Source organism: Hymenobacter busanensis, from assembly GCF_008727865.1.
Lineage (GTDB): Bacteria > Bacteroidota > Bacteroidia > Cytophagales > Hymenobacteraceae > Solirubrum > Solirubrum busanense.
In genome coordinates, this window is record NZ_VTWU01000003.1 from 357387 (window position 1) to 378222 (window position 20836).

Below are 20836 nucleotides of genomic sequence, written 5' to 3' on the forward strand. Positions count from 1 at the left end.
AGCCGTCGGGTTTCGGGCGCTTATACGCAGCCCGCGGCCGGGCTGGCAAAGTGCCGCCGCTTTATCTTTGGCCGATGCTGTTTCGCCGCTGTTTTTTCCTGCTCGCACTGTTTTCGAGCCTGCTGAGTGCGCCCGGCCTGGCCCAAACCACTCCCGCGCCCACCTACCGCAACCTGGTGATGGAAGGCGGCGGCATTCGGGGCATTGCCTACGGCGGGGCCTTGCAGGAGCTGGAGGCGCGGGGCGTGCTCGGCGGTATTCAGCGCGTGGGCGGCACTTCGGCCGGGGCCATTCAGGCCGCGCTGCTGGCCGTGGGCTACGCGCCGCAGGAAATTATTGCGGTGGTGAACCGCACGCCCGTGCAGCGCCTCAACGACGGCCGCTTCATCTTTTTCGGCGGCTCGCACCGGCTGGTAAAGCAGTACGGCTGGTACCGCGGCGACCAGTTTTCGAAATACCTGAGCGAACTGGTGGCCCGCAAAACCGGCAACGGCAACCTCACCCTGGGGGAGCTGCACACGCTGGCCCAGCAGCAGCCCGGCCGTTACCGCGACCTGTACACCACCGGCACCAACCTCACCGCCCAGCGCGTGCAGGTGTTCAGCTACGAAACCCACCCGCACCTGCGCGTGGCCGATGCCGTGCGCATCAGCATGAGCATTCCGCTGTACTTCCGCGCCGTGCTGCTCGATGCCGAAGGCCGCGTGGTGCACGGCAAGCCCGCCGAAAGGCAGCACGTGGAAGTGCTGGTGGACGGCGGCTTGCTGGCCAATTACCCCATCGATTTGTTTGATGATGCGCGCTATCTGGGTGTATCGGCTTCCGATACGCTGCCAGCTGCCGGCCCGTTCGTCAACCCCGAAACCCTGGGCCTGCGCCTCGACCGCGCCGAGCAGATTGCCCTCGATACCCTGGCCAACGGCCGGCAGGCGCTGGCGCCTTATGACATCCATTCGTTCGGCTCCTACATGGGCGCGCTCTACACCGTGGCCATCGAAAACCTGAACCCCGCGCAGCCACAGGACTGGCGCCGCACGGTGAGCATCAACACGGCCGGCTTCAACCCGAAAATCAAGCGGCTGAGCGACGAGCAGAAGCAGACCCTGGTGAGCAGCGGCCGGCAAGGCGTGCAGGCGTTTATGCAACGGGCACAGCGGTAGGCCAATCAATAGGTATATGCGAGGACTATTTCTGGGCGCAATTCTCATTTGGGCCGCAGGCTGGCTGGCGTTCCATTGGCTGGAGCTGAACCAGAAATCCGACCAGAAGCGGGTGGTAATTCGCTGGACGCCCCTGCGAGAGGTGCACCGCTTGGCAATGGGCTTACTGTTTCTGGTATTGGGGCTCGTGGTGCTGTTGACTGACAAGGGGGAACCGATTGCCAAACTGCTGATAAGCGGCCTTTTCGTAGCGGTGGCAGGTGTATCGGCTTGGCTAAGCTGGCAGTACCGCCGGCACGACCGCGCGGCCCGCCTCTACGTGTACCCCGCCGAGCGACGCTTCCGGTACACCAATTATGGCCGCGTCTTACGCTTCGAAGCGGCCGATGTAAAGCGTATTACCATCCGCCGCAGCAGTGTGTACAAAGCTCCATGGGCATCTTATCAGTACGCCTGCCTCGCATTGCGCAACGGCCAGACGCTTTCCATCACTTCGCTGCTGGTACTGCCGGAAACCTTGGCGGAGCTTTTCCCCAAAGCCACGGTACACTGTGAGTTCTGGTGGATTTGTTGGTTTGACCCCAAGCAGGCCAAAGCCCAACTTCTGGCCGGCCCTATGACCTGAGTTCAGTCGTGAACAGGACTTAGCAGCGCGTGCAGATGTTTTCGGGCGTGGGAAGGGGTGGAAGCAGAATCCGTTATGCAGTTATCAGCACCCGCTGAGCTTTCCACTCGGCTTCCACAAACGTTTTGAATTGTTGCTGGCTCTGCTTGGTCAGCTTGTCGAAGTAGCCACCAAACCACCGTTCAATGAACGGCCCCACCAAGGGCAGTGCGGCACTAAATACCAGCTTGGTTGTCCAAGTGGTGCGGCCGGAGTGCTCTTCGGCCAATTGCCAGCTTCCCGTGGTGGCACTACGAAACGCGTCGCGGTTTATAGTGCGCATGGAACTGCGGTAGGGCGGTTTCCAACTCAGATACTCCAGCTGACTAACGATGGGAAAGGCGCCCAGATCGATGACGACTTCCATCTGTTTGCCCTTGCCAAATGGGGCGGCAGGGTCGAGAAAACGTGCTGACGTGACGCGGGCGTCCCAGCTCGTGCGCAGATCGGGGTTCTGGATAATATCCCAGACAAACTCAATGGGGGCGTCGACGGTGACGCTGTGCTCGATGCGGTAGGGCATGGGAGGGGTGAATGGCTGGTGACAAAACGACCGAACAAATGTCTGTGGGTAAGCCACACGGCGCCATCACATATTCCGGGCGGAGCGGTAGAAACAGCCGTATTCAGAGCCCTTGCGTATTCTTCGCTGCGCTTTTTCCCCTCTTCATGTGATGTTGCGCAACAACGAACGGGCTAGCACCGCATGTTGCGGATACACTTTACCTTCGTCGTAGAAGTAGAGCAGGCCGTAGCGGCCAATTTGTAGCCTAGCCATTTCCCCATGTACACTACCCTCCAACCCGACCTCCAGCAGCAGCTCCAGGAAATCAAAGACGCGGGCCTCTACAAGAAGGAGCGCATCATCACCAGCCCGCAGGGGGCCGAGATTGAAACCACCGAGGCCGGCGAGGTGCTCAACTTCTGCGCCAACAACTACCTCGGCCTCTCGTCGCACCCCGAGGTCATTCGGGCCGCCAAAGAGGCCATCGACACCCACGGCTACGGCATGTCGTCGGTGCGCTTCATCTGCGGCACCCAGGACATTCACAAGGAGCTGGAGGCCAAGCTGGCCGAGTTCCTGGGCACCGAGGATACCATTCTCTACGCCGCGGCCTTCGACGCCAACGGCGGGGTGTTCGAGCCGTTGTTCAACGAGCAGGACGCCATCATCAGCGACGCGCTCAACCACGCCTCCATCATCGACGGCGTGCGCCTGTGCAAAGCGCAGCGCTACCGCTACAACCACAACGACATGGCCGACCTGGAAAAGCAGCTCCAAGACGCCCAGGCCAAGGGCACGCGCCACCGCATCATCGTCACCGACGGCTCGTTCTCCATGGACGGCACCATCGCGCAGCTCGACAAAATCTGCGACTTGGCCGACAAGTACCAGGCCCTCGTGATGATTGACGAATGCCACTCAATGGGCTTCCTCGGCAAAACCGGCCGCGGCACCCACGAGTACCGCAACGTGCTGGGCCGGGTCGACATCATCACCGGCACGCTGGGCAAGGCACTGGGCGGGGCCATGGGCGGCTTCACCTCCGGCCGCAAGGAAATCATCGACATGCTGCGCCAGCGCAGCCGCCCGTACCTGTTCTCGAACACCCTGGCCCCGGCCATCGTGGGCGCGTCGCTGCGGGTGCTGGAGCTGCTCACCGAAAGCACCGAGCTGCGCGACCGGCTGGAGGAAAACACCAAGTACTTCCGCGAGAAGATGACCGCCGCCGGCTTCGACATCAGGCCCGGCGAGCATCCCATCGTGCCCGTCATGCTCTACGACGCCAAGCTGGCCCAGGAATTTGCCGCCAAAATGCTCGACAAGGGCATTTACGTGGTGGGCTTCTACTTCCCGGTGGTCCCCAAAGGCCAGGCCCGTATTCGGGTGCAGCTGAGCGCCGCCCACACCCGCGCCCACATCGACAAAGCCATTCAGGCGTTCATCGAAGTCGGCCGCGAGCTGGGCACCATCAAGGAGCCCTCGGCCCAGCAGCCCGAAGCCGGTCAGGTGGTCACGAACACGCCGTAAGCAGTCCACTGAACTGCGTAAACGAGAAGGTCCGCCGAAGCTTCGGTGGACCTTCTCGTTTTGGGGTAAGCCAAGCAGCTACTCCTTGCGCATCGGCTCAATGGGTTCGGTCCGGCCGTCGGGGCGGTGCCTGAGTTCGGTGACTTTCACGTTGCGCAGGTACGACTTGCCCGACAGTTGGGTGTCGTGGTAAAAAAGATACCACTTACCCTTGTGTTCGATGATGGAGTGGTGCGTAGTCCAGCCCTGCACGGGGTTCAGGAGGATGCCTTGGTACTTGAAGGGCCCGTAAGGCTGGTCGCCCACGGCATAGACAAGCAGGTGCGTGTTGCCGGTGGAGTAGGAGAGGTAATACTTGCCTTGGTACTTGTGCAGCCAAACGCCCTCGAAAAAACGCCGCTTGGTGTCGCCAGCCAGCAAGGGCTTGCCGTTTTCGTCCAGTATCTGCACTTCCTTCACCGGCTCGGCCAAGGAGCGCATGTCGTTGCTCAGGCGCGCCACCCGCGGCCCCATAGCCACTTCCTGGTCTGGCAAGTTGGGCGCGGCGGTGCTGTCGTACTGGCCGGTGCGCCAGCGCTGCAGCTGCCCGCCCCAGATGCCGCCAAAGTACAGGTAGCTCCGGCCGTCGGTATCGGTATACACCGCCGGGTCGATGCTGTAGGAGCCGGTAATCGGCTGCGGCTCGGCCTTGAAGGGGCCGGTGGGAGAAGTGCTGGTGGCCACGCCCAGGCGAAATACGTCGTGCTTGTCCTTCACCGGGAAGTAGAGGTAATACAAACCGTTTTTAAATTCAGCGTCGGGGGCCCACAGCTGGCGGCGGGCCCAAGGAATATCCTGCACGTCGAGGGCGACGCCGTGGTCGGTTACCGGGCCGCCAACGCTGTCCATCGACAGCACGTGGTAGTCGCGCATGGCGAAATGGGCCCCGTTGGCACCTTCGGTGACGCCCGACTCGATGTCGTGCGAGGGGTAAATGTAAATCCGGCTGTTGAACACGTGCGCCGACGGATCGGCGGTGTAGATGCCGCTCACCAGCGGCTGCGACAGGTAATGGAGCTGGGTTGCTGGCGTGGGCGTGGCAGCAGCAGGTGCCGGGGCAGCCGAAGTAGCCGACCGTGGCGCGTGGCTGATCTGGCAGGCGCCGGCCAGCAACAAGGCGGTGGTCCAGCCGAAAAGGCCACGTTGCACACTGGAGAGAAAAAAAATACCCATGCTGGCCTAAAAACGAACCTGTATCGTAGCACAAGAAACAAACCGGCGGAAGCATTCTGGCTACTCCTGCCTAGTCGGCAGGGCTACGGTTTCCCGGCCATGACGATTCAGGCGGCTTCTTTAAGTTCGGCCCGTCCGCGACTCAGGGAATGGGGAATGGCTGCGAACAGGCGTTCGATGAGGGGCAACAAGCCCACAATAGCCGCCAAGACAGTTTGCAACTCGCTCAGGAAAGTGCGTTGGGTGGTGAAAATAAACAAGGCGCCCGCCGATAGCAGCAGCAGCAAGGGCACCCGCTGTTCGGCCCAGGAGGTGTTTTCCTCCTCGTCCTGCTGCTCGTAGCGCAGGGCTTGCTGGCGCGGCACAGCCGATATGATGTGGTTGCGGAAGCTCTCGTTGACGACCCGCAGGCGGCCGTGCTTGTCGACCCGCACAAATCCTTTTTGCAGCAGCGAATCGAGGGCCTCCACGTTTTGCCAGTTCACCAAGCCGTCCTGCGCCAGGTCGAACAGCAAGTGCTGCTCGTGCGGGGTAAGCATGCGCCACAGGCTGCGGAAATAAAACTGCGCCATCCGTTCAATGGTAAGTACCACGTTTTCGCGCTCCATGCGCTGGCCGCTGGCCAAGCGGGCCTGCAATGCTTGGCTCAATTGGGGCTGAATGGCTTGCAAAAACGGCATGGAGTGGCATTCCCGCTCAAAAAATGCGGTGACATCGTCGGAAATAGGGGGCACAGAGGCTTGGTCGGGAGCGGGCGATGTGAGCGGCAGGTATTCGGTGCGGAAATACGCAAGGCAGTCGAGCAGGTCGATGCCTGCCTGCCGCTGCGCTTGGTGGGCCGCGTCGTCGCAATCCGCCTCGGTACCGTGGGCGCAGGTAGCCAATGCCACCGGGTGCACCCGCGACAGAATATGTACCGGGGCGCCGCGCTGCACCAAGTATTCCACCAGCAGGCGTTTGCGCAGCGTCAGGGGCGCATCATGAAAACGGTAGTCGAAGTGTTCGACCACCACGGGAAGGGCCGCGTCGGCGGAGGCAAGGTGGTTCACCCAGGCGTTTATGTCCTTGGCGTCTAGGGGCAGCAGTTCGGCATCGAGCCGGTTGGCGCCGGTGAGCGAAGCCTGCAAATCAGCCGGTAAATCGGCCACGCGGCTGCCGTTGGGCGCAATCAGCACGCGGTGTTGGCAGACGCCACTTGTGCATGGGGGTTGCACAAGCGGGGTTTGGGCTTCGGAGCGGTGGGTGCGGAAAGTAGGCAGAAACAACCGCCGCAGGGCGTACAGCACCAGCGCGTACAGCGCCACCAGCACGCCCACCGTCATTAGCTGCAGCCCCAGCCGCCAGGAAATAGGATGCTGGAAAAAGCTGGTGGGCCGCATAAACCAGTGCGTACCCGCGTACAGACCATCGATGCGCGCCGCTAGGCCGGCGGGCGCCTCGGGGTATGGGCTTCGAATGCGGATAACGTCGTTGAGCAGCGGGCGGCCCGTGCCGCTCATGCCCGTGAAGGCGTATTGCCAGTCGGGGTCGATGCGCGGCGGCGCGGCCGTAGCCGTGGCGGGCCGGTCCAGGGCCAGTTGGTCGGGGCTGCTGGCCGATTCTACCAGTTGGTGCAACAGTTGGGTAAAGGCCAAGTTGTTCTGCGCCGCTACGTCGCGCTGCGCGTTCAGCTGCCGAGTAAGCCACTCGACCACCGGGCGGGCCGAGGCGGAGGGCGCCGCCGACGTAGGAGCCGAAAACGGGCGAGTTTCAAAGAAAAACGTGTAGTAATGATTCACCGACGACCAGCCCGCCGCCGGCGGCCGCACGTTCTGGGAAGCATTGATGCGCTGTAGCAGCTCGGTGTGCGCATAGTGTACCTGGTAGGCTCGCTCGATGCCGTAGGCTATCTGGTAGCAGTATACCGCCGGCAAAATTCCCAGAATCAGGATCCAGCCGAGCGTCATGGCCACGTAGGTGTACTGGTAGGTGCTGATGCCCCAGTAGCGCGCCAGCCCCCGCAGGTTCTTGATGGCTTGGGGAATGAGGGCCTTGGTCCAGGTCTTTTCGGCCGCGCGGTGTATCGGCTGCAAATGCTTGTGGGTGCGAGCCTGCAGGCGTTTGGCCCAGGCCGGCAGCCAGCCGTGTTCTTGCCCCAGGCGCCACACCACGCTGCCCAGCGCCGCTTGGTAAATAAGGGCATAGCAAGCATGCACCGCGCCGGTATAAAGCACAATCAGCAAATTGATAACGGTCAGCGTAGCCACCAGCAGGTACAGGATAGCCCGCGACTCGTTGCGCGTTTCCTGCTGCAGCCGCAGCAACCGGAAGGTGAGGGCGTAGACGTAGAGTGGGAGCAGCAGTAACAGGTACAGCTGCAGCACCGGACTCACAAAGCACCCGGTGAAGAAAAAGCCCACAATGCCGAACGCCTGTGCTAATGCAATGCGGGCGTAGCGTTTGGCATAGGAACGGCGCGGCCACAGGCTGGGAAAACTGTTACGCGAGGTGCTCAGCAGCCGCGACGTAGGCCGGAACAAGCGCCGCAGCAACCCAAACATGCCCACGCACATCCAGAAGCCACCCAGCAACAACGCCCCACCCCACAACGACTGCACCTGCCGCTCGCGCACCGGCTGCAACGACGCAAACGTGGCCAAAAACATGCGCAAACCCGGCAGCGGCTCTATGTGCAGCAAGTGCGGCTGGCCCTGGTAGTGCACCTTGGTGGTAGTGGCCCGCTGGCTGAACATGGCCGAACGCAACGCACCCGGCGAGTCGCAGTCCTGGAGCAGGTTTTCGCTCAGGTTCAGGTTCCGGTCGGAGTGCAGCAGCACCTGCCCGGTGTGGTCGAGCAGGCAGAAGCCGTAGCCCGGTGGCAGCACCGGTTGGTCGAGGCTGCGCAGCCGGGTATCGACGATGCACACGCTGGGCGAAGTATCTGCCGTTGCCGAATCGGGTTGCCACCGACTGCGCCGCGCCAGCACGGCACTGGGCCGCGCATCTTTATAGGAAATAATGGCTTGGAAGTAGAATGCAGAATCCCCCGCTGCCGGAGTCCGCCAAACGCCGGTGGAGGTAGAGCGGGTAGTGGGCAGCGTGTGGTACTGGCCCGCCTGGGTTGCCTGAAAATAGGGCCGTTGAGCTAGGTTGGGTACGTACAGCGGGGCTTGTCGTCCGGCGGCGAAACACACGTACCCGTTTCTGTCGATCCACAGCGCGTGGTTGCCGACGTGCTGGAAATACCGCGCAGCGGCCGTGCCGGGTAACGAATCGTAAGCCACCTTGCGCACAAAGCCCGCTGGGTAGTCTTGCGCATTTCGCAGGGTCGGGTGGGTAGAAAAGTGGTCGTCCAGGCCCTGGGCCAACTGATTTAGCGAGTCCAACTCGCCGTACAAATTGGTTTGCACTTCGGTGTTCAGTTGGGTGAGCTGCTTGGTCAGCAGCCGTTGTTCCAGCGCCTGCCGGCCAATGCCCGATTGCAGCGCCAGCAGTACAATGCCGGAGCCCAGCACCAACGACGCCGCGCAGCGAATCACATCGGCCCGGTTCAGCCGTTCGCGGGAGCCCATGAGGGCCAGCTTCAGAAACGGCAGGCTCAACAAACCCAGCAGCAACAGCAGCAGCGCCAGTTCCACCACCTGCGGGGCCACCGCCCGCTGTTCGGCCGTAAACGTATCCATCGACACCGCACCGCACAGCAGCAGGGTGTTGGCATCGAGCCGGAGCGGCTGTACAAACAGTCGGTACGAACGCCCGGCCAGCAGCACGTCGGCGGTGCGCCCGGCGTGCAGGGCCGCGGTGTCGCCCAACCACGCCGGCAGTTTGCTGCTGCCGGCTACCGAGAGGATGCTGGGAGTGGTGCCGTAGAGCAGCCGTTGGCTTTTCAGGTCGCAAATGAAAAAATGCTGGAAGACCTCGGGGCGGGTAAGGCCGCGCGCGAAGCTGTCGATAGGTACGGCCGTGAGCAGCTCCAGGCCGCTGGTACGTGGTGCCTGCCCCGGGGCATTGCCCCATTTCCAATCCTGCAGCCGCAAACTCGGCGGCGGAAAATCGTGGAAAGCCAGGCGGTTGTCGTGCACTTCCACCGTCGGGGCCGTGCGCTGGGGCAGTCTGGCATACCGCACCACCGAGAGCAGCTCGTTGCTGGCCTCGGGGCTGAAACGCTCCCAAGTCGGCGTTATGTAGGCTCGCAGATCTTCTTTCCCAGCAGTGTCGGCGGCCGGTTTTGCGGTCCATTGCACCGCGGGCGCACTGGCCTCGCCCCAATCCTGCCGCGCAATGCGCGCAGCCAGGCCTTCGTTGATTTTGTGGTGGGCCGTTACCTTCTCCATGAAGTTGTGGCCTACCTGCTCCAGAACCCGGAAATAGCGGGCATTGAGGCGTTCGGTTTGCTGCGGAATGTACCCGTAGGTATAGCCCATCAGCAGCAGAAAGATGAAACCCGACAATCCCAGAGTCCCCAAGTGCCGCTTGAGAGCCTGCACGAACGATTGTTTTGGCATAAAAATCAACGAAGTCGCGTAAGGCGGCTGTCCGACTGCCGGGGCTATAAAGCTCCGCAGCAGGCAAAAGCTGCCATTCAGAAAAGCCAACGATGGCAGCACCCAGGTGCGAGGTACTGGTAAGCGACGGAGCGTAGTATGGAATAAGGCGGGCTGGGTAGTAGATAAAAGCCCTGTTAGCCAAGGGCTAACTTGCTAAACATAGCAAAATAGGCGTAGAACGGAAAACAGTTGAATTATAAATTTTCAGTAGTGAAACGGCTGCCGGTCAATGACTACTTGATGTAGCTCTTTGGGCAGCCCGTTATGCAGTCAGCGTTCTGCTCCTTCCCTGCAACAGCAAGCCCCGAAGCGTGACGCACTCCGGGGCTTGCTGTTGCAGGGAAGGAGCTGCCAGCCGGATTACGCCGCTACCTCCTCGGCCGAGGAGCGGGCTGAGGCGGCCGACGAGGCCGGCTTGGCTTGCACGTCGAACAAGAACTCGTTGAGCTTGCCGCGCAAGTCGCTGGTCGAGAGGTTGCGGTACACTTCGCCGCCGTGCACGAGCGAAATCTGCCCGGTTTCTTCGCTCACTACCAGCACCACGGAATCGGTCATTTCACTCAAGCCGATGGCGGCGCGGTGGCGCAGGCCCATAGAAGCCGGCACGTCGGGATTCTCGCTCACGGGCAGAATGCAGCGTGCCGCCTTGATGCGGCCGTTGCTGATGATAACCGCGCCGTCGTGCAAGGGCGAGGTTTTGTTGAAGATGCTCATGAGCAGGCGCTTGCTCACGGCCGCATCGAGCAGGTCGCCCGACTCGGCGTAGAACTTCAAGTCGGAGGCTTGCTGAAAGGCAATGAGCGCGCCGGTGTTCTTGCTGGCCAAGCTTTTAGCAGCCTCTACGAACGGCGTTACGCTCATGCGCTGCTGGGGCTGCTCGCGCCGCCACGAAAACATGCGCATCCGCTCGAAAGCCGTGGCCTTGCCGATGTTGAGCAGAAACCGCCGGATTTCCTGCTGGAACAGGATGATACCCGCCAGCACGCCCACCGACATAAACTGCCCCAGAATCATCGTCAGCAGCTCCATGCCGGCGGCCTTCACAACCAAGTACACGAGGTACACCGATAGAAAACCCAGGAAAATGCGCAGCGCCACCGAGCCCGTCAGCAACTTGTAAATCTGGTAGAACAGCGCCGTCACCAATACCACGTCGACGACGTCGATCCAGCCGATGCGCAGGAAGCCGATGTTGACGGGGTTGAACATGGTACTCAGGAGCTAAGGACGGACTGAACGAGCTGCACGGTTTGGTGGGCTTCGGCTACGTCGTGCACGCGCAGCAGGCGGGCGCCGCCCAGCAGGGCCAGCGTGTTGAGGGCAATGGTGCCGGGCAAAGCCGCTTCGGGCGCGAGGCCCAGCGGTTTCCATACGAGCGTTTTACGGGAAAGTCCAACCAGCAGGGGCAAATCCAGCACCGTACGCAGCTCGGACAGGCGCCGAATGATTTCGTAGCCCTGCTGCGGGGTTTTGGCAAAGCCCACCCCGGGGTCGAGCACCACGCAGGCATCGGGCCAAAGGGCGCGCAGGGCCGTGAGCTGGTCGCGGAAGAAGCGCGTCAGCTCCAGCAGCAGGTCGCCCTCGTAGGTGGTGTGCTGGGTCATGGTTTGCGGCGTGCCGCGCATGTGCATCAGAATGTAGGGTACCCGCAAACGCGCCACGGTGGCAAACATTGCCTCGTCGAGCTGCCCGCCGCTGATATCGTTGACGATGTCGGCGCCGGCCTGCACGGCCTGCTCGGCCACCGCTGCCCGGAACGTATCGACCGACAGAAACGCCTCGGGAAAGGTGCGGCGCAAGGCTTCGAGGGCGGGCACCACGCGGCGCAGCTCCTCGTCGGCGGGCACGTCGTCGGCGCCGGGGCGCGAGGAGTAGCCGCCTACGTCGAGCACGGCAGCACCGGCCTGCAGCATCTGCTCGGCTTGGCGCAGTAGGGCGCTTTCGTCGGGCAGGCGGCTGCCGGCGAAGAACGAATCGGGCGTCACGTTCAGGATGCCCATCACGCGCGGTTGGCTCAAATCGAGCATGCGGCCGCGGGCACACCGCAGCGTTTGCCTGACCTGAAAGAGCGTATCTTGCGCGGCTTCGCCCAGCATGGGTACAGCGTGTTTAGTGACGTTGAGCGGGTGCTTGGTACGCGCCAAAAGCGGCGCGAGAAAAGACTCTTTTCTGCAACCTGCTAAGCAATAAGTACTAAGCACCTAGCCCTGTCTTAAAAATAGCCTTTTGACGTTGAACGACCAAACCCAGCTTCAATACGACCGCGTGATTGGGCGCTGCCGGGCGCTGTTTCTGGCCAAAACCCACGACTACGGCACGGCCTGGCGCATCCTGCGCCTGCCCAGCATCACCGACCAGCTTTTCATCAAAGCCCAGCGCATCCGCTCCATTCAGGAGAAGGGCACGCAGCTCGTCAACGAGCCCATCGACGACGAGTTTGTGGCCATCGTCAACTACTGCGTCATTGCCCTGATGCAGCTGCGCCTGCCGGCCGAGGCGCCGCTGGAGCTGGAGCCTGCAGCCGTGGCCGCCGCTTACGACGAAGAGGTGGAAGCCAACCGCCGCCTGCTGTTCGCCAAAAACCACGACTACGGCGAAGCCTGGCGCCAGATGCGTGTGTCGAGCATCACCGACATTATTCTGATGAAGCTGCACCGCACCAAGCAAATCGAGGACCTGCACGGCCGCACGCTGGCCTCGGAAGGCGTGGAAGCCAACTACCGCGACATGCTCAACTACGCCGTGTTTGCCCTGATTCTGCGCGGTGCCGCCGAACAAGCGGGGTAGGGGTGGCGTTAAGCGCCTAGAATGCCGTCATGCCGGGCATGCCGAAGCAGCGTTGCCGATTCGCGGATGGAAATTTCTGTCTGGCAAAGCGGGAGAGATGCTTCGACTTCGCTCCGCATGACGTTCTTTGTATGACAGTGACTCGTCCGTCGAGCCACTGCCTCAAGCCCTCCACTACTCATACTCATGCGTCTGTTCGTTCGAATTTGCTGGCTGCTGCTCGGCGGGTTGTTCATTTTTTCGGGCCTGGTAAAGCTCAACGACCCCGTGGGCACGGCCTACAAGCTGGAAGAATACTTCGAGGTATTTGCCATCGACTTCGCCTCGTTTTTTCTGGTGTTTAAGAGTGCCGCCCGCACGCTCAGTATTTTCCTGAGTACCCTGGAAGTAACGCTGGGCGTGGCCCTGCTGCTACGCTGGCAAATGCGCTTTACGCTGCGGGCGCTGCTGGTGCTGCTGGTGTTCTTCGGCTTCCTTACGTTCTATTCGGCTGCCTTCAACAAGGTGACGGACTGCGGCTGCTTCGGCGACTTCATCAAGCTCACGCCCTGGACGTCGTTCTTCAAAGACCTGTTTCTGCTGGGCTTGTGGGCGGTGGTGTTCTTCAACCAACGCTACCTGCGCCGGGTGTTTGCCAAAGGCACGCTGGGCACCATGTACATCACCTTTGCGGCGGCCGTGGCGGCGGGCATTGGCGTGTACGCCTTGGGCCACATGCCCTACTTCGATTTTCTGCCCTACAAAGTGGGTAACGACATTGGCGCACTCATGAAGCCCTCGGCCCCGCTGCGCTACAAGTACGTGATGGAGAAAAACGGCACCACACAGGACTTCGAAGAATACCCTACCGATACGCTCTGGAAGTTCAAGCAGATGGTGCCGCTGAACCCCGAAGCCGGGCCGAAAATCACCGATTTTAAGGTGTGGGGCGCTCAGCAGGAAGACGTGACGCAGGAGGTGCTGAAGGGCAACAAGCTGCTGCTGATTGTGCAGGGCGTGGAAAAAGCCGACCGGGACCGGTTTGCGCAAATCAACCAACTGTTGGCTTCCATCGATTCATCAAAGAAGAAAGTCGAGCCGTTCATCGTCACCAGCGCCAGCCCCAATGAGTTCGATGTGTTCCGCCACGAAGTGAACCTGGCCGGACCGTACTACTTTGCCGATGCCACGGTCCTCAAGTCGATGATTCGCTCGAACCCCGGCTTTCTGCTGCTGAAAGACGGCGTGGTGAAGGGCAAATACCATTACCACGACATTCCCACCCGCGCCACGCTGGAAGAGGCTCTTTAGTACTTAGTTGTTGGTGCTTAGTGCATGGTCAGTTTTGAAAGACCTGGAGCCCATCCCAAGCACTAAGCACCAACAACTAGGCACCAAGCACTACAATGCTCCTGTTCATCTTTCGCCGGCTGCTGCACGGTATTCTGATTCTGGCGGGCGTGGCCCTCACCGTGTTTGTGCTGTTTCAGGTGCTGCCCGGCGACCCGGTGGCCCTGCTGGCTGGCCAGCGCAGCGACGTGGCCACCCGCGCTGCCATTGCCGCCGACCTCGGCCTCGACCAGCCCGTGCCCGTGCAATTGGCCGGCTACCTCAACGACGTGTCGCCGCTGGGCGTGCACCCGCGCGACTCGGCCGGTACGGCCCGCTACGGCGGCGTGGCGCTGCTGCCGCTGGGCGGCCAGCGGGCCCTGGTGCTGAAAAAACCGTACCTGCGCCGCTCGTTTCAGTCGAACAAAGACGTGCTCGATATTCTGCTCGACCACTTCACCGGTACCGTGTGGCTGGCGCTGGCGGCCATGCTGCTGGCGGCGGTGCTGGGCATCGGCTTTGGCGTGGTGGCGGCCCTCAAGGCCCATACCTGGCTCGACCGCGCCCTGCTGACGGTGTCGGTGCTGGGCATTTCGGTGCCGTCGTTTGTGGCCGGTATTCTCATTGCCATGGCCTTTGGCTTCTACTGGAGCCACTGGACGGGCCTGAACCTGACCGGTCAGCTCTTCGAAACCGACCCGTTTACGGCCGAGCCGCACGTGGTGCTGCGCAACCTGCTGCTGCCGGCTTTTGCGCTGGGCGTGCGGCCGCTGGCGGTTATCGTGCAGCTCACGCGCTCGGCCATGCTGGAAGTGCTCAGCCAGGATTTCATTCGCACGGCCCGCGCCAAGGGCCTCTCGTACCCCCGCACGGTGTGGCACCACGCCCTGCAAAACGCGCTAAACCCGGTGGTTACGGCCGTATCGGGCTGGCTGGCGTCGCTCATGGCGGGCGCGTTTTTCATCGAGTTTATTTTCAACTGGAAAGGCTTGGGCACCGTGACGTTGCGGGCCGTCGAAAACCTCGATTTTCCGGTGGTCATGGGCTCCACACTGTTCGTGGCCTTCCTGTTCGTGGTCATCAACATTGCCGTCGATGTGCTCTACGCCGTGCTCGACCCGCGCGTGAAGCTGGGGTAGCGCAGCGCCCGGGCAGTTTTTCCAATTCGGTCAGCTTATTCCCCTTCAACCCATCCGCGGTCATGCGCCTTTTCCTTATCGGCATGCCGGGCTCGGGCAAAACCACCCTGGGCCGCGCGCTGGCCGCGTACTACAGCCTGACCTTCGTCGATTTAGACGAGGTGATTGTGCAGCGCGAAGGCCGCAGTATTGTCGACCTGTTCGCCGCGGAAGGCGAAGCGTACTTCCGCAGCGCCGAAGCCAAAGCGTTGCGCGCTGTGCTGGCCGATTACCCGGCGGTGGTGCTGGCTACCGGTGGCGGCACGCCCTGTTTTCACGCCAATGCCGAGCTGCTTCGGGCCAGCGGCCTCACGCTATGGCTCGATGTACCGGTCGAAGAGCTGGTGCGCCGGCTCGTGCAGCAGGCTGCGCACCGGCCGTTGCTGGCCGGTTTGCCCGACCCCGAAGCCCTAAAAAACCGCTTGGCCGAAACCCTACAGGCCCGGCGGGAGTTTTATGCCACGGCCGCACTGCGCTGCCAGGCATCCGTGTGCAGCCCTGAGGCCGTTGTGCGGCTCATTGCGCAGTACACGGCCACGGCGTAGCCAAGCACTTTGGCCCGTTGTTTGGGCGCTGGTGGCTATTTTTGCGCTGCAATACTCTTCAAGCCCTCGATATGGAACAAAAGACAGCTGCCCCTCCCGTGTCGGGTCAACTCCATAAACCCAAGCACAAAGGTTCGGCTCGTTTGTTTGAGAACCCCGTGCTGGAGCGCCTCACACACACGCACATAGCCGGGCCGTTGAGCATTTTCTTCGGTGTGGCCGCGGTTAGCCTCTACTACAGCCTCAGCAAGGGCCTGCTCACCGGCCTGTCGGCTTTTGGGCTGTTTCTGGCGGGCTGGTTCGGTTTCACGCTGGTGGAGTACCTCATGCACCGCTACCTCTACCACATCAAGCCCACCACGCCAGGCCGGGCCAAGTTTCAGTACACCATGCACGGCGTGCACCACGAATTTCCGAAGGACAAAACGCGGCTGGCCATGCCGCCCATTCTGACGGTGTTCGTGGCCTCGTTGCTGTTTTTTATCTTCCGCTTCACCTTTGGCAATGCCGGTTTCGGCATCCTGGCGGGCTTTGTGTTTGGCTACGCGCTGTACCTGTTTGTGCACTACGCCATTCACGTGTACGCCCCGCCGAAAAACTTTCTGAAAGTGTGGTGGCACCACCACGCCCAGCACCATTACCGCCAAGACGAAGTAGCCTTTGGCGTGTCGACCACCATTTGGGACCACATCATCGGCACCATGCCCGATCGGAAACCGTCGAATTAACTTCTCCGCAGGAGCGCACAAAAAAGGCCGGCCGTCTGAATTGACGACCGGCCTTTTTTGTGCGCTCCTGCGGAGAAGGACTTTGGCTTATTAACAGACGCTGAACATAGCATTCGGGAGTTTATAACGATTCGGGCGAAAGGTTTGATTGTAGTGATACTGCTGCTGGTCAATTTGTTGTGATTTATATTTCGTTACCGAATGGCTTTCTATCGGCAGCCGAGGCCCACGTGCTGCGCGGCACGGTGGTCAAAGTCGTACTGGGCGAAGTCGTGACTGGCTTTAGCGCCAGCTCTGGGTTGCGGCCGCGCATCGACCTCCGCCCGCAGCCAGTCGGTCGGGGTGTGTATCCTGCGCCTCGAAACCGCTGCCGAACCCAGAACAGTGGGCGTGGTGAAGCAGTAAGCACCGGAAATGTTCTTAACGCAACCGGGCGGCTCCTGCTTCAGGAGCCGCCCGGTTGCATTGAGGGAATAGGGCAGAAACTAGCGGCGGAACCGGCTGAACAGCCACCACAACACCAGTACCAGCAGCACCACGCCAATGATACCGGTGTAGGCGCCGGCTTTGAATATGCTGCCGATAGCATCGCAGCCCGTTAGCGGCAGCAGCAAAATGCACAGCACCAGCGGTAGCCAGGGAAGTTGACGTTTCATGTAGCAGGAGGGAAGGGGTTCAAGCCACCGGCCGCGCATCGGCCGATGATATACTGCCCATACTGCATCCTGCGGCAAAAGGTTGATAAGCTCTGAGAAGAAGAACAAGCTTCAACCTAGCCCGGTGAAAAGTGCAATATGCCCCTGCGTGGGAGTTTTTCGCAAGCAGTGCCACGTGAGTAACAGTGCCAACAACGAAAAAGCCCGGTAACAGACGGTTAAGTCTAATACCGGGCTTTTTCGGTTGTGCGCTCCCTCCTGGGCTCGAACCAGGGACCCTCTGATTAACAGTCAGATGCTCTAACCGGCTGAGCTAAGGAAGCGGTTATGGCGGCTTTTAAGGGCCGTTGCGGGTGCAATATTACGGTGCGGCAGACTTTTACGCAATACTTACGGGTAAAAAAGTTTTGTGTGGTCAACTAGTTTGTGATGCTCAGGAAGTTACCGCTAAGGGCGGTAATGTATTGCCGAAGCTGCCGCTGGGCCGGACCAGCGGTTACCTGGCCTTCCAAATCGAACTTGGAGCCGCAGCAGGTGTCTTCGAAATACAAGCCGGACGAGTGCACGCCGACGGTAGCGCAAGCTTCGCCGGGCAGGTACGGGCAGTTGCGCTCAAAGGCTAGGTATTGCTGGGAATTTCGCCGCAGCACAATGATTCCGCGCACCCCCGACGACAGATACACATAGCCGCCGTCGAGGCGAAGGGCACTGTACTGCTGATTGGTGAGGTTGATATTTTCGTTGACCAGTGCCGTCGGGATTTGTGGTTGCGGATTGGACGAGGACGAGCCACAGGCGGTGAGGCCGATAAGCAGAACGCAGGCAACTAGCAACTGCCGTAGCGGGTGCAACGGCGCGTGGGAGAACATGGGCTTCATAACTGGGCTAACGCCGGGGCGGGCGCTTTCCGTTCGGCAGCGGTTAGTATTGGTAGAAGCCGCGGCCGTTTTTGCGGCCGTGGTGGCCGGCGTCCACTTTCTGCTGCTGCACGCGGCTGGGCCGAAACTTGGCATCGTAGTGAAACGCGGCATAAAGCGAGCTGGTGACGGCAAAGTTGGTGTCGATGCCGATGAGGTCCATGAGGCGGAACGGGCCCATGCGGAAGCCGGCCGACTCCAGCAGTTCGTCCACCACTTCGAACGGCGCCACGCGCTCTTCCACGGCTTTCAGGCTCTCTACGTAGTAATGCCGGGCCACGCGGTTGACGATGAAGCCGGGCGCATCGGCGGCCAGCACGGGCGTTTTGCCGAGTTGCAGGGCCAGCTGACTCACGGTTTCGGCCACAGCCGGGCTGGTGGCCGCACCCGAAATAACCTCGACCAGCGGCATCAGCGGGGCGGGGTTAAAGAAGTGCATGCCCACCACGCGCTCGGGGTGCGGTACCGGCGCGGCCAACTGGGTGATGGGAAAGGTGCTGGTGTTCGACGCCAGGATGGTTTGGCCATTGTTGCAGGCCGCCAAATCCAGAAACAGCTGGTGCTTCACGTCCATTTTTTCCACCACGGCCTCGATAACCAGATCGGCGCACACCGATTCCAGCTCGTGGGTGAGGGTGAGGCGCTGGCGGGCGGCCGTGCGCGCTTCGTCCGTCAGGCGGCCCTTCTCTACCAGCTTACCCAGGCCCGCCTCAATGCTTTGCTCGGCCCGAAACAGCGTGGCCTGGTTGACGTCGAACAGGATGGTGGGGTAGCCGGCCTGCAGGCACAGCTGGGCAATGCCCGCGCCCATGGTGCCCGCGCCCACTACGGCCACGGTGCGGATGGTTTGCGGAATTGGGGAAGTGGTTTCCGAAGACATAGGGCAGAAAAAAGAAGCGGCGGGGCGGCGTTCCTGCGAATCTGCCACTCCGCCGCGAAGCTACTGGAAACGTCGGGTCGGCTGCTAGTGAATGGCCTCGAACTGGCGCAGGAAACGCATGTCGTTCTGGGTGAACAAGCGCAGGTCTTTGATCTGGTACTTGAGCATGGTGGGGCGCTCCAGGCCCATGCCGAAGGCAAAGCCGGAGTACCGCTCGGGGTCGATGCCGCAGTTGCGCAGCACGTTCGGGTCGACCATGCCGCAGCCCAGGATTTCCACCCAGCCGGTGTACTTGCAGATGTTGCAGCCCGCGCCCTTGCAGATCAGGCACGAAATATCGACCTCGGCGCTGGGCTCGGTGAAGGGAAAGTAGGAGGGGCGCATCCGCATCTTCACGTCGGCGCCGTAGAACTCCTGCGCGAAGTAGTAGATGGTTTGCTTGAGGTCGGCGAAGCTCACGTTTTCGTCCACGTACAGGCCCTCAATCTGGTGGAACACCATGTGGGCGCGGGCCGAAATGGCTTCGTTGCGGTACACGCGGCCGGGCATGATGCTGCGGATGGGCGGCTTTTGGCTTTGCATCAGGCGCACCTGCACGGTGCTGGTGTGCGTGCGCAGCAGGCGGTTTTGCTCCTCCTCGCCGGCGGGCGGCAGAAAGAAGGTGTCCTGCATTTCGCGGGCCGGGTGGTTTTCGGCAAAGTTCAGGGCCGAGAAGTTGTGCCAGTCGTCCTCGATTTCCGGCCCTTCGGCCACGTTGAAGCCGATGCGGGCGAAAATGCGCACGATTTCGTCGCGGGTGAGGCTCAGCGGGTGGCGCGTGCCCAGGGCGTTGGGCACGGCGGGCAGCGTGTAGTCGTAGCCGGGGTCGGCGGGCTGGCTGCTGGCTTCGTCTTCGAGCTGCTGGCGGCGCTGGTCAAACTTGTCCTGGGCCAGCTGCTTGAGGGCGTTGAGCTGCTGGCCGACGGCCTTGCGCTGCTCGGGCGCCACGGTTTTGAGCTGGTCGAACAAGTCGGCAATACGGCCTTTGCGGCCGGTGTAGGCAATGCGAAACTGGTCGAGCTGCGGCGCCGTGGCCACGTCGAAGGCTTCAATCTCCTGCTGGAGCTGCTGAATCGTATCCTGCATAACGCGGGCAAAGGTAAGGCCGCGGGCCGGGAAATGGGCCGCGGCGGCCGACTGCAATTTACAGCCCCGAATGACCGCGCGGGCACCGTTCGCGTATGAACCGAAGCCGCTGTTGGCAGTTCCACTTCACGCTATTGCATTATGGCCCGCCTCGTACTTTCGCTCCTGCTGCTGACGGCAGCGCTGCTCACCACTTTCTCGGCCCAGGCCCAAACGCGCAAACGCCGCCCGTCGAGCCACTACGCCACCACCCGCGCCAAATACGGCCCCGACGGCGCCGGCCAGAAACTGGCCCCCGGTATGCGCCTGGGCATGCCCATGCCCCTGACCACCGACTACATGGGCCGGCCCATCAAACCCAAAAACAAACTGACCTCTACACCGGTGGCCGCCAAGCGCACCACGGCTACCTCCATGAGCGCGGGAGCCAGCAAGTCGAGCGCGCGCAAACGGCGCTGATAGGCCGTTTCGTATATAGTTGAAATTGCAGGTTAAAAGCTCTGCAATAAGAACTTATATGATCGGGTTTGTGGTTTGCACGTACACTGCTGGGTATACCAACCATCCACCTTTAGACGTTTGCTTGCCATGAAACGGATGACTTTTCTTGTGCTGTTGATGACTGCGGCTTTCACGGGAGCCCACGCGCAGCAAGCCACCTCCAAAAAGGCGACTTCCGCCAAATCGGCCACCACCAAGCCGGCCGCTAAGGCCAACGACGGGTGGGGCGACGAAGCCCCGGCTGCCACCACTACCAAAGCCGCTGCTACCGATGCCACGGCCACCCCGGCCCAGTCGCAGGCTAGCGGCTTCGATGCCGGCGCCAACGGCGGCTTCGGCGGGGCCTACGGCAGCGGGGCCGACAATTCGCCCAGCCGCGTGGAAGGCATGAGCGTAGCGCCCGGCTCGCCGCTGCTGCCCTCCACCCGCAGCCGCTCCGACTACATGGGCCGCCCCATCGAGCGGAAGCCCTCCATGCGCCCCCGCAGCCAGGATTACAGCAACCCGCGCCAGTAATTTCTGCTCATTCAGCGGCTGCCATAAGTAAAAAGCCCCGCCTGCATCGGCCGATGCAGGCGGGGCTTTTTTGTGGCGTGTGGTGGCGCAAAGGTTGGCTA

19 protein-coding genes and 1 tRNA gene are annotated in these 20836 nt (G+C 61.6%); 10 read left to right on the forward strand and 10 right to left on the reverse strand.

Annotated elements, in window-relative coordinates; all coding sequences use genetic code 11:
* Positions 1-74 precede the first annotated feature (74 nt).
* Together F0P96_RS09460 and F0P96_RS09465 are read left to right on the forward strand one after the other, a co-directional pair.
* Positions 75-1160 (forward strand): patatin-like phospholipase family protein, encoded by a 1086-nt coding sequence (locus tag F0P96_RS09460; RefSeq protein ID WP_151078618.1) that lies wholly within the window; start codon positions 75-77, stop codon positions 1158-1160.
* A 16-nt stretch (positions 1161-1176) separates the two neighbouring features.
* Positions 1177-1785 (forward strand): PH domain-containing protein, encoded by a 609-nt coding sequence (locus F0P96_RS09465; RefSeq protein ID WP_151078619.1) that lies wholly within the window; start codon positions 1177-1179, stop codon positions 1783-1785.
* A gap of 73 nt (positions 1786-1858) precedes the next feature.
* Here F0P96_RS09465 and F0P96_RS09470 read toward each other — a convergent pair whose 3' ends face one another.
* Positions 1859-2347, reverse strand: a complete 489-nt coding sequence (locus F0P96_RS09470; RefSeq protein WP_151078620.1) for an SRPBCC family protein — start codon at positions 2345-2347, stop codon at positions 1859-1861.
* Between the two features lie 261 nt (positions 2348-2608).
* Here F0P96_RS09470 and kbl point away from each other — a divergent pair, with 261 nt between their 5' ends.
* Positions 2609-3856, forward strand: a complete 1248-nt coding sequence (gene kbl / locus F0P96_RS09475; RefSeq protein ID WP_151078621.1) for a glycine C-acetyltransferase — start codon at positions 2609-2611, stop codon at positions 3854-3856.
* A gap of 78 nt (positions 3857-3934) precedes the next feature.
* On the opposite strand, the gene F0P96_RS09480 is transcribed toward kbl, so the two are convergent.
* The 4 genes from F0P96_RS09480 to folP all read right to left on the reverse strand — a co-directional run bounded on the left by F0P96_RS09480 (position 3935) and on the right by folP (position 11690).
* Positions 3935-5044 carry a glycoside hydrolase family 43 protein gene (locus F0P96_RS09480; protein WP_235917440.1) on the reverse strand — a complete coding sequence of 370 codons (1110 nt, stop codon included), beginning with the start codon at positions 5042-5044 and terminating at the stop codon, positions 3935-3937.
* A gap of 131 nt (positions 5045-5175) precedes the next feature.
* Positions 5176-9552 carry a cache domain-containing protein gene (locus F0P96_RS09485; RefSeq protein WP_151078623.1) on the reverse strand — a complete coding sequence of 1459 codons (4377 nt, stop codon included), beginning with the start codon at positions 9550-9552 and terminating at the stop codon, positions 5176-5178.
* Positions 9553-9954: 402 nt separating this feature from the next.
* Entirely contained in the window at positions 9955-10803 is an 849-nt protein-coding gene (gene cdaA / locus F0P96_RS09490; protein ID WP_151078624.1) for a diadenylate cyclase CdaA, read from the reverse strand.
* A 5-nt stretch (positions 10804-10808) separates the two neighbouring features.
* Entirely contained in the window at positions 10809-11690 is an 882-nt protein-coding gene (gene folP, locus F0P96_RS09495) for a dihydropteroate synthase (protein WP_151078625.1), read from the reverse strand.
* A gap of 136 nt (positions 11691-11826) precedes the next feature.
* Here folP and F0P96_RS09500 point away from each other — a divergent pair, with 136 nt between their 5' ends.
* From F0P96_RS09500 to F0P96_RS09520, 5 genes are all read left to right on the forward strand, one after another.
* Entirely contained in the window at positions 11827-12381 is a 555-nt protein-coding gene (locus F0P96_RS09500; RefSeq protein WP_151078934.1) for a DUF1599 domain-containing protein, read from the forward strand.
* A 186-nt stretch (positions 12382-12567) separates the two neighbouring features.
* Positions 12568-13671: a BT_3928 family protein gene (locus tag F0P96_RS09505; RefSeq protein WP_151078626.1), complete on the forward strand. Its 1104-nt coding sequence runs from the start codon at positions 12568-12570 to the stop codon at positions 13669-13671.
* A gap of 95 nt (positions 13672-13766) precedes the next feature.
* Positions 13767-14828 (forward strand): ABC transporter permease, encoded by a 1062-nt coding sequence (locus F0P96_RS09510; protein ID WP_151078627.1) that lies wholly within the window; start codon positions 13767-13769, stop codon positions 14826-14828.
* A gap of 62 nt (positions 14829-14890) precedes the next feature.
* Complete coding sequence (locus tag F0P96_RS09515; RefSeq protein WP_151078628.1) at positions 14891-15412, forward strand: shikimate kinase; 522 nt, start codon at positions 14891-14893, stop codon at positions 15410-15412.
* Positions 15413-15483: 71 nt separating this feature from the next.
* Positions 15484-16140, forward strand: coding sequence for a sterol desaturase family protein (locus F0P96_RS09520; protein WP_151078629.1), 657 nt, complete (start codon positions 15484-15486; stop codon positions 16138-16140).
* Between the two features lie 485 nt (positions 16141-16625).
* Here F0P96_RS09520 and F0P96_RS20945 read toward each other — a convergent pair whose 3' ends face one another.
* The 5 genes from F0P96_RS20945 to pheS form a co-directional block, all read right to left on the reverse strand.
* Positions 16626-16796: a hypothetical protein gene (locus F0P96_RS20945; protein WP_167291188.1), complete on the reverse strand. Its 171-nt coding sequence runs from the start codon at positions 16794-16796 to the stop codon at positions 16626-16628.
* Between the two features lie 249 nt (positions 16797-17045).
* Positions 17046-17119: transfer RNA gene (locus F0P96_RS09525), tRNA-Asn, on the reverse strand.
* 96 nt (positions 17120-17215) lie between these two features.
* Positions 17216-17674: a Rieske (2Fe-2S) protein gene (locus tag F0P96_RS09530; RefSeq protein WP_235917441.1), complete on the reverse strand. Its 459-nt coding sequence runs from the start codon at positions 17672-17674 to the stop codon at positions 17216-17218.
* 43 nt (positions 17675-17717) lie between these two features.
* The gene (locus tag F0P96_RS09535) at positions 17718-18593 is read right to left on the reverse strand and encodes a 3-hydroxyacyl-CoA dehydrogenase family protein (RefSeq protein ID WP_151078630.1); all 876 of its coding nucleotides are present in this window, start codon (positions 18591-18593) and stop codon (positions 17718-17720) included.
* A gap of 84 nt (positions 18594-18677) precedes the next feature.
* Positions 18678-19718, reverse strand: coding sequence for a phenylalanine--tRNA ligase subunit alpha (gene pheS / locus F0P96_RS09540; RefSeq protein WP_151078631.1), 1041 nt, complete (start codon positions 19716-19718; stop codon positions 18678-18680).
* 141 nt (positions 19719-19859) lie between these two features.
* Between pheS and F0P96_RS09545 the strand changes: the two genes are divergently transcribed.
* Both F0P96_RS09545 and F0P96_RS09550 read left to right on the forward strand, forming a co-directional pair.
* The gene (locus F0P96_RS09545) at positions 19860-20177 is read left to right on the forward strand and encodes a hypothetical protein (protein WP_151078632.1); all 318 of its coding nucleotides are present in this window, start codon (positions 19860-19862) and stop codon (positions 20175-20177) included.
* A gap of 129 nt (positions 20178-20306) precedes the next feature.
* Positions 20307-20735 (forward strand): hypothetical protein, encoded by a 429-nt coding sequence (locus tag F0P96_RS09550; RefSeq protein WP_151078633.1) that lies wholly within the window; start codon positions 20307-20309, stop codon positions 20733-20735.
* Positions 20736-20836: the final 101 nt, after the last annotated feature.

What these genes read in the sequence shown, in the direction of transcription:
- F0P96_RS09485 (WP_151078623.1), bottom strand. Translation starts at nt 9,552, where the DNA reads ATGCCAAAACAATCGTTCGTGCAGGCTCTCAAGCGGCACTTGGGGACT.
- F0P96_RS09470 (WP_151078620.1), bottom strand. Translation starts at nt 2,347, where the DNA reads ATGCCCTACCGCATCGAGCACAGCGTCACCGTCGACGCCCCCATTGAG.
- cdaA (WP_151078624.1), bottom strand. Translation starts at nt 10,803, where the DNA reads ATGTTCAACCCCGTCAACATCGGCTTCCTGCGCATCGGCTGGATCGAC.
- F0P96_RS09505 (WP_151078626.1), top strand. Translation starts at nt 12,568, where the DNA reads ATGCGTCTGTTCGTTCGAATTTGCTGGCTGCTGCTCGGCGGGTTGTTC.
- F0P96_RS09460 (WP_151078618.1), top strand. Translation starts at nt 75, where the DNA reads ATGCTGTTTCGCCGCTGTTTTTTCCTGCTCGCACTGTTTTCGAGCCTG.
- F0P96_RS09510 (WP_151078627.1), top strand. Translation starts at nt 13,767, where the DNA reads ATGCTCCTGTTCATCTTTCGCCGGCTGCTGCACGGTATTCTGATTCTG.
- F0P96_RS09550 (WP_151078633.1), top strand. Translation starts at nt 20,307, where the DNA reads ATGAAACGGATGACTTTTCTTGTGCTGTTGATGACTGCGGCTTTCACG.
- folP (WP_151078625.1), bottom strand. Translation starts at nt 11,690, where the DNA reads ATGCTGGGCGAAGCCGCGCAAGATACGCTCTTTCAGGTCAGGCAAACG.
- F0P96_RS09545 (WP_151078632.1), top strand. Translation starts at nt 19,860, where the DNA reads ATGGCCCGCCTCGTACTTTCGCTCCTGCTGCTGACGGCAGCGCTGCTC.
- F0P96_RS09465 (WP_151078619.1), top strand. Translation starts at nt 1,177, where the DNA reads ATGCGAGGACTATTTCTGGGCGCAATTCTCATTTGGGCCGCAGGCTGG.
- F0P96_RS09535 (WP_151078630.1), bottom strand. Translation starts at nt 18,593, where the DNA reads ATGTCTTCGGAAACCACTTCCCCAATTCCGCAAACCATCCGCACCGTG.
- F0P96_RS09530 (WP_235917441.1), bottom strand. Translation starts at nt 17,674, where the DNA reads ATGAAGCCCATGTTCTCCCACGCGCCGTTGCACCCGCTACGGCAGTTG.
- pheS (WP_151078631.1), bottom strand. Translation starts at nt 19,718, where the DNA reads ATGCAGGATACGATTCAGCAGCTCCAGCAGGAGATTGAAGCCTTCGAC.
- F0P96_RS09520 (WP_151078629.1), top strand. Translation starts at nt 15,484, where the DNA reads ATGGAACAAAAGACAGCTGCCCCTCCCGTGTCGGGTCAACTCCATAAA.
- F0P96_RS09515 (WP_151078628.1), top strand. Translation starts at nt 14,891, where the DNA reads ATGCGCCTTTTCCTTATCGGCATGCCGGGCTCGGGCAAAACCACCCTG.
- kbl (WP_151078621.1), top strand. Translation starts at nt 2,609, where the DNA reads ATGTACACTACCCTCCAACCCGACCTCCAGCAGCAGCTCCAGGAAATC.
- F0P96_RS20945 (WP_167291188.1), bottom strand. Translation starts at nt 16,796, where the DNA reads ATGAAACGTCAACTTCCCTGGCTACCGCTGGTGCTGTGCATTTTGCTG.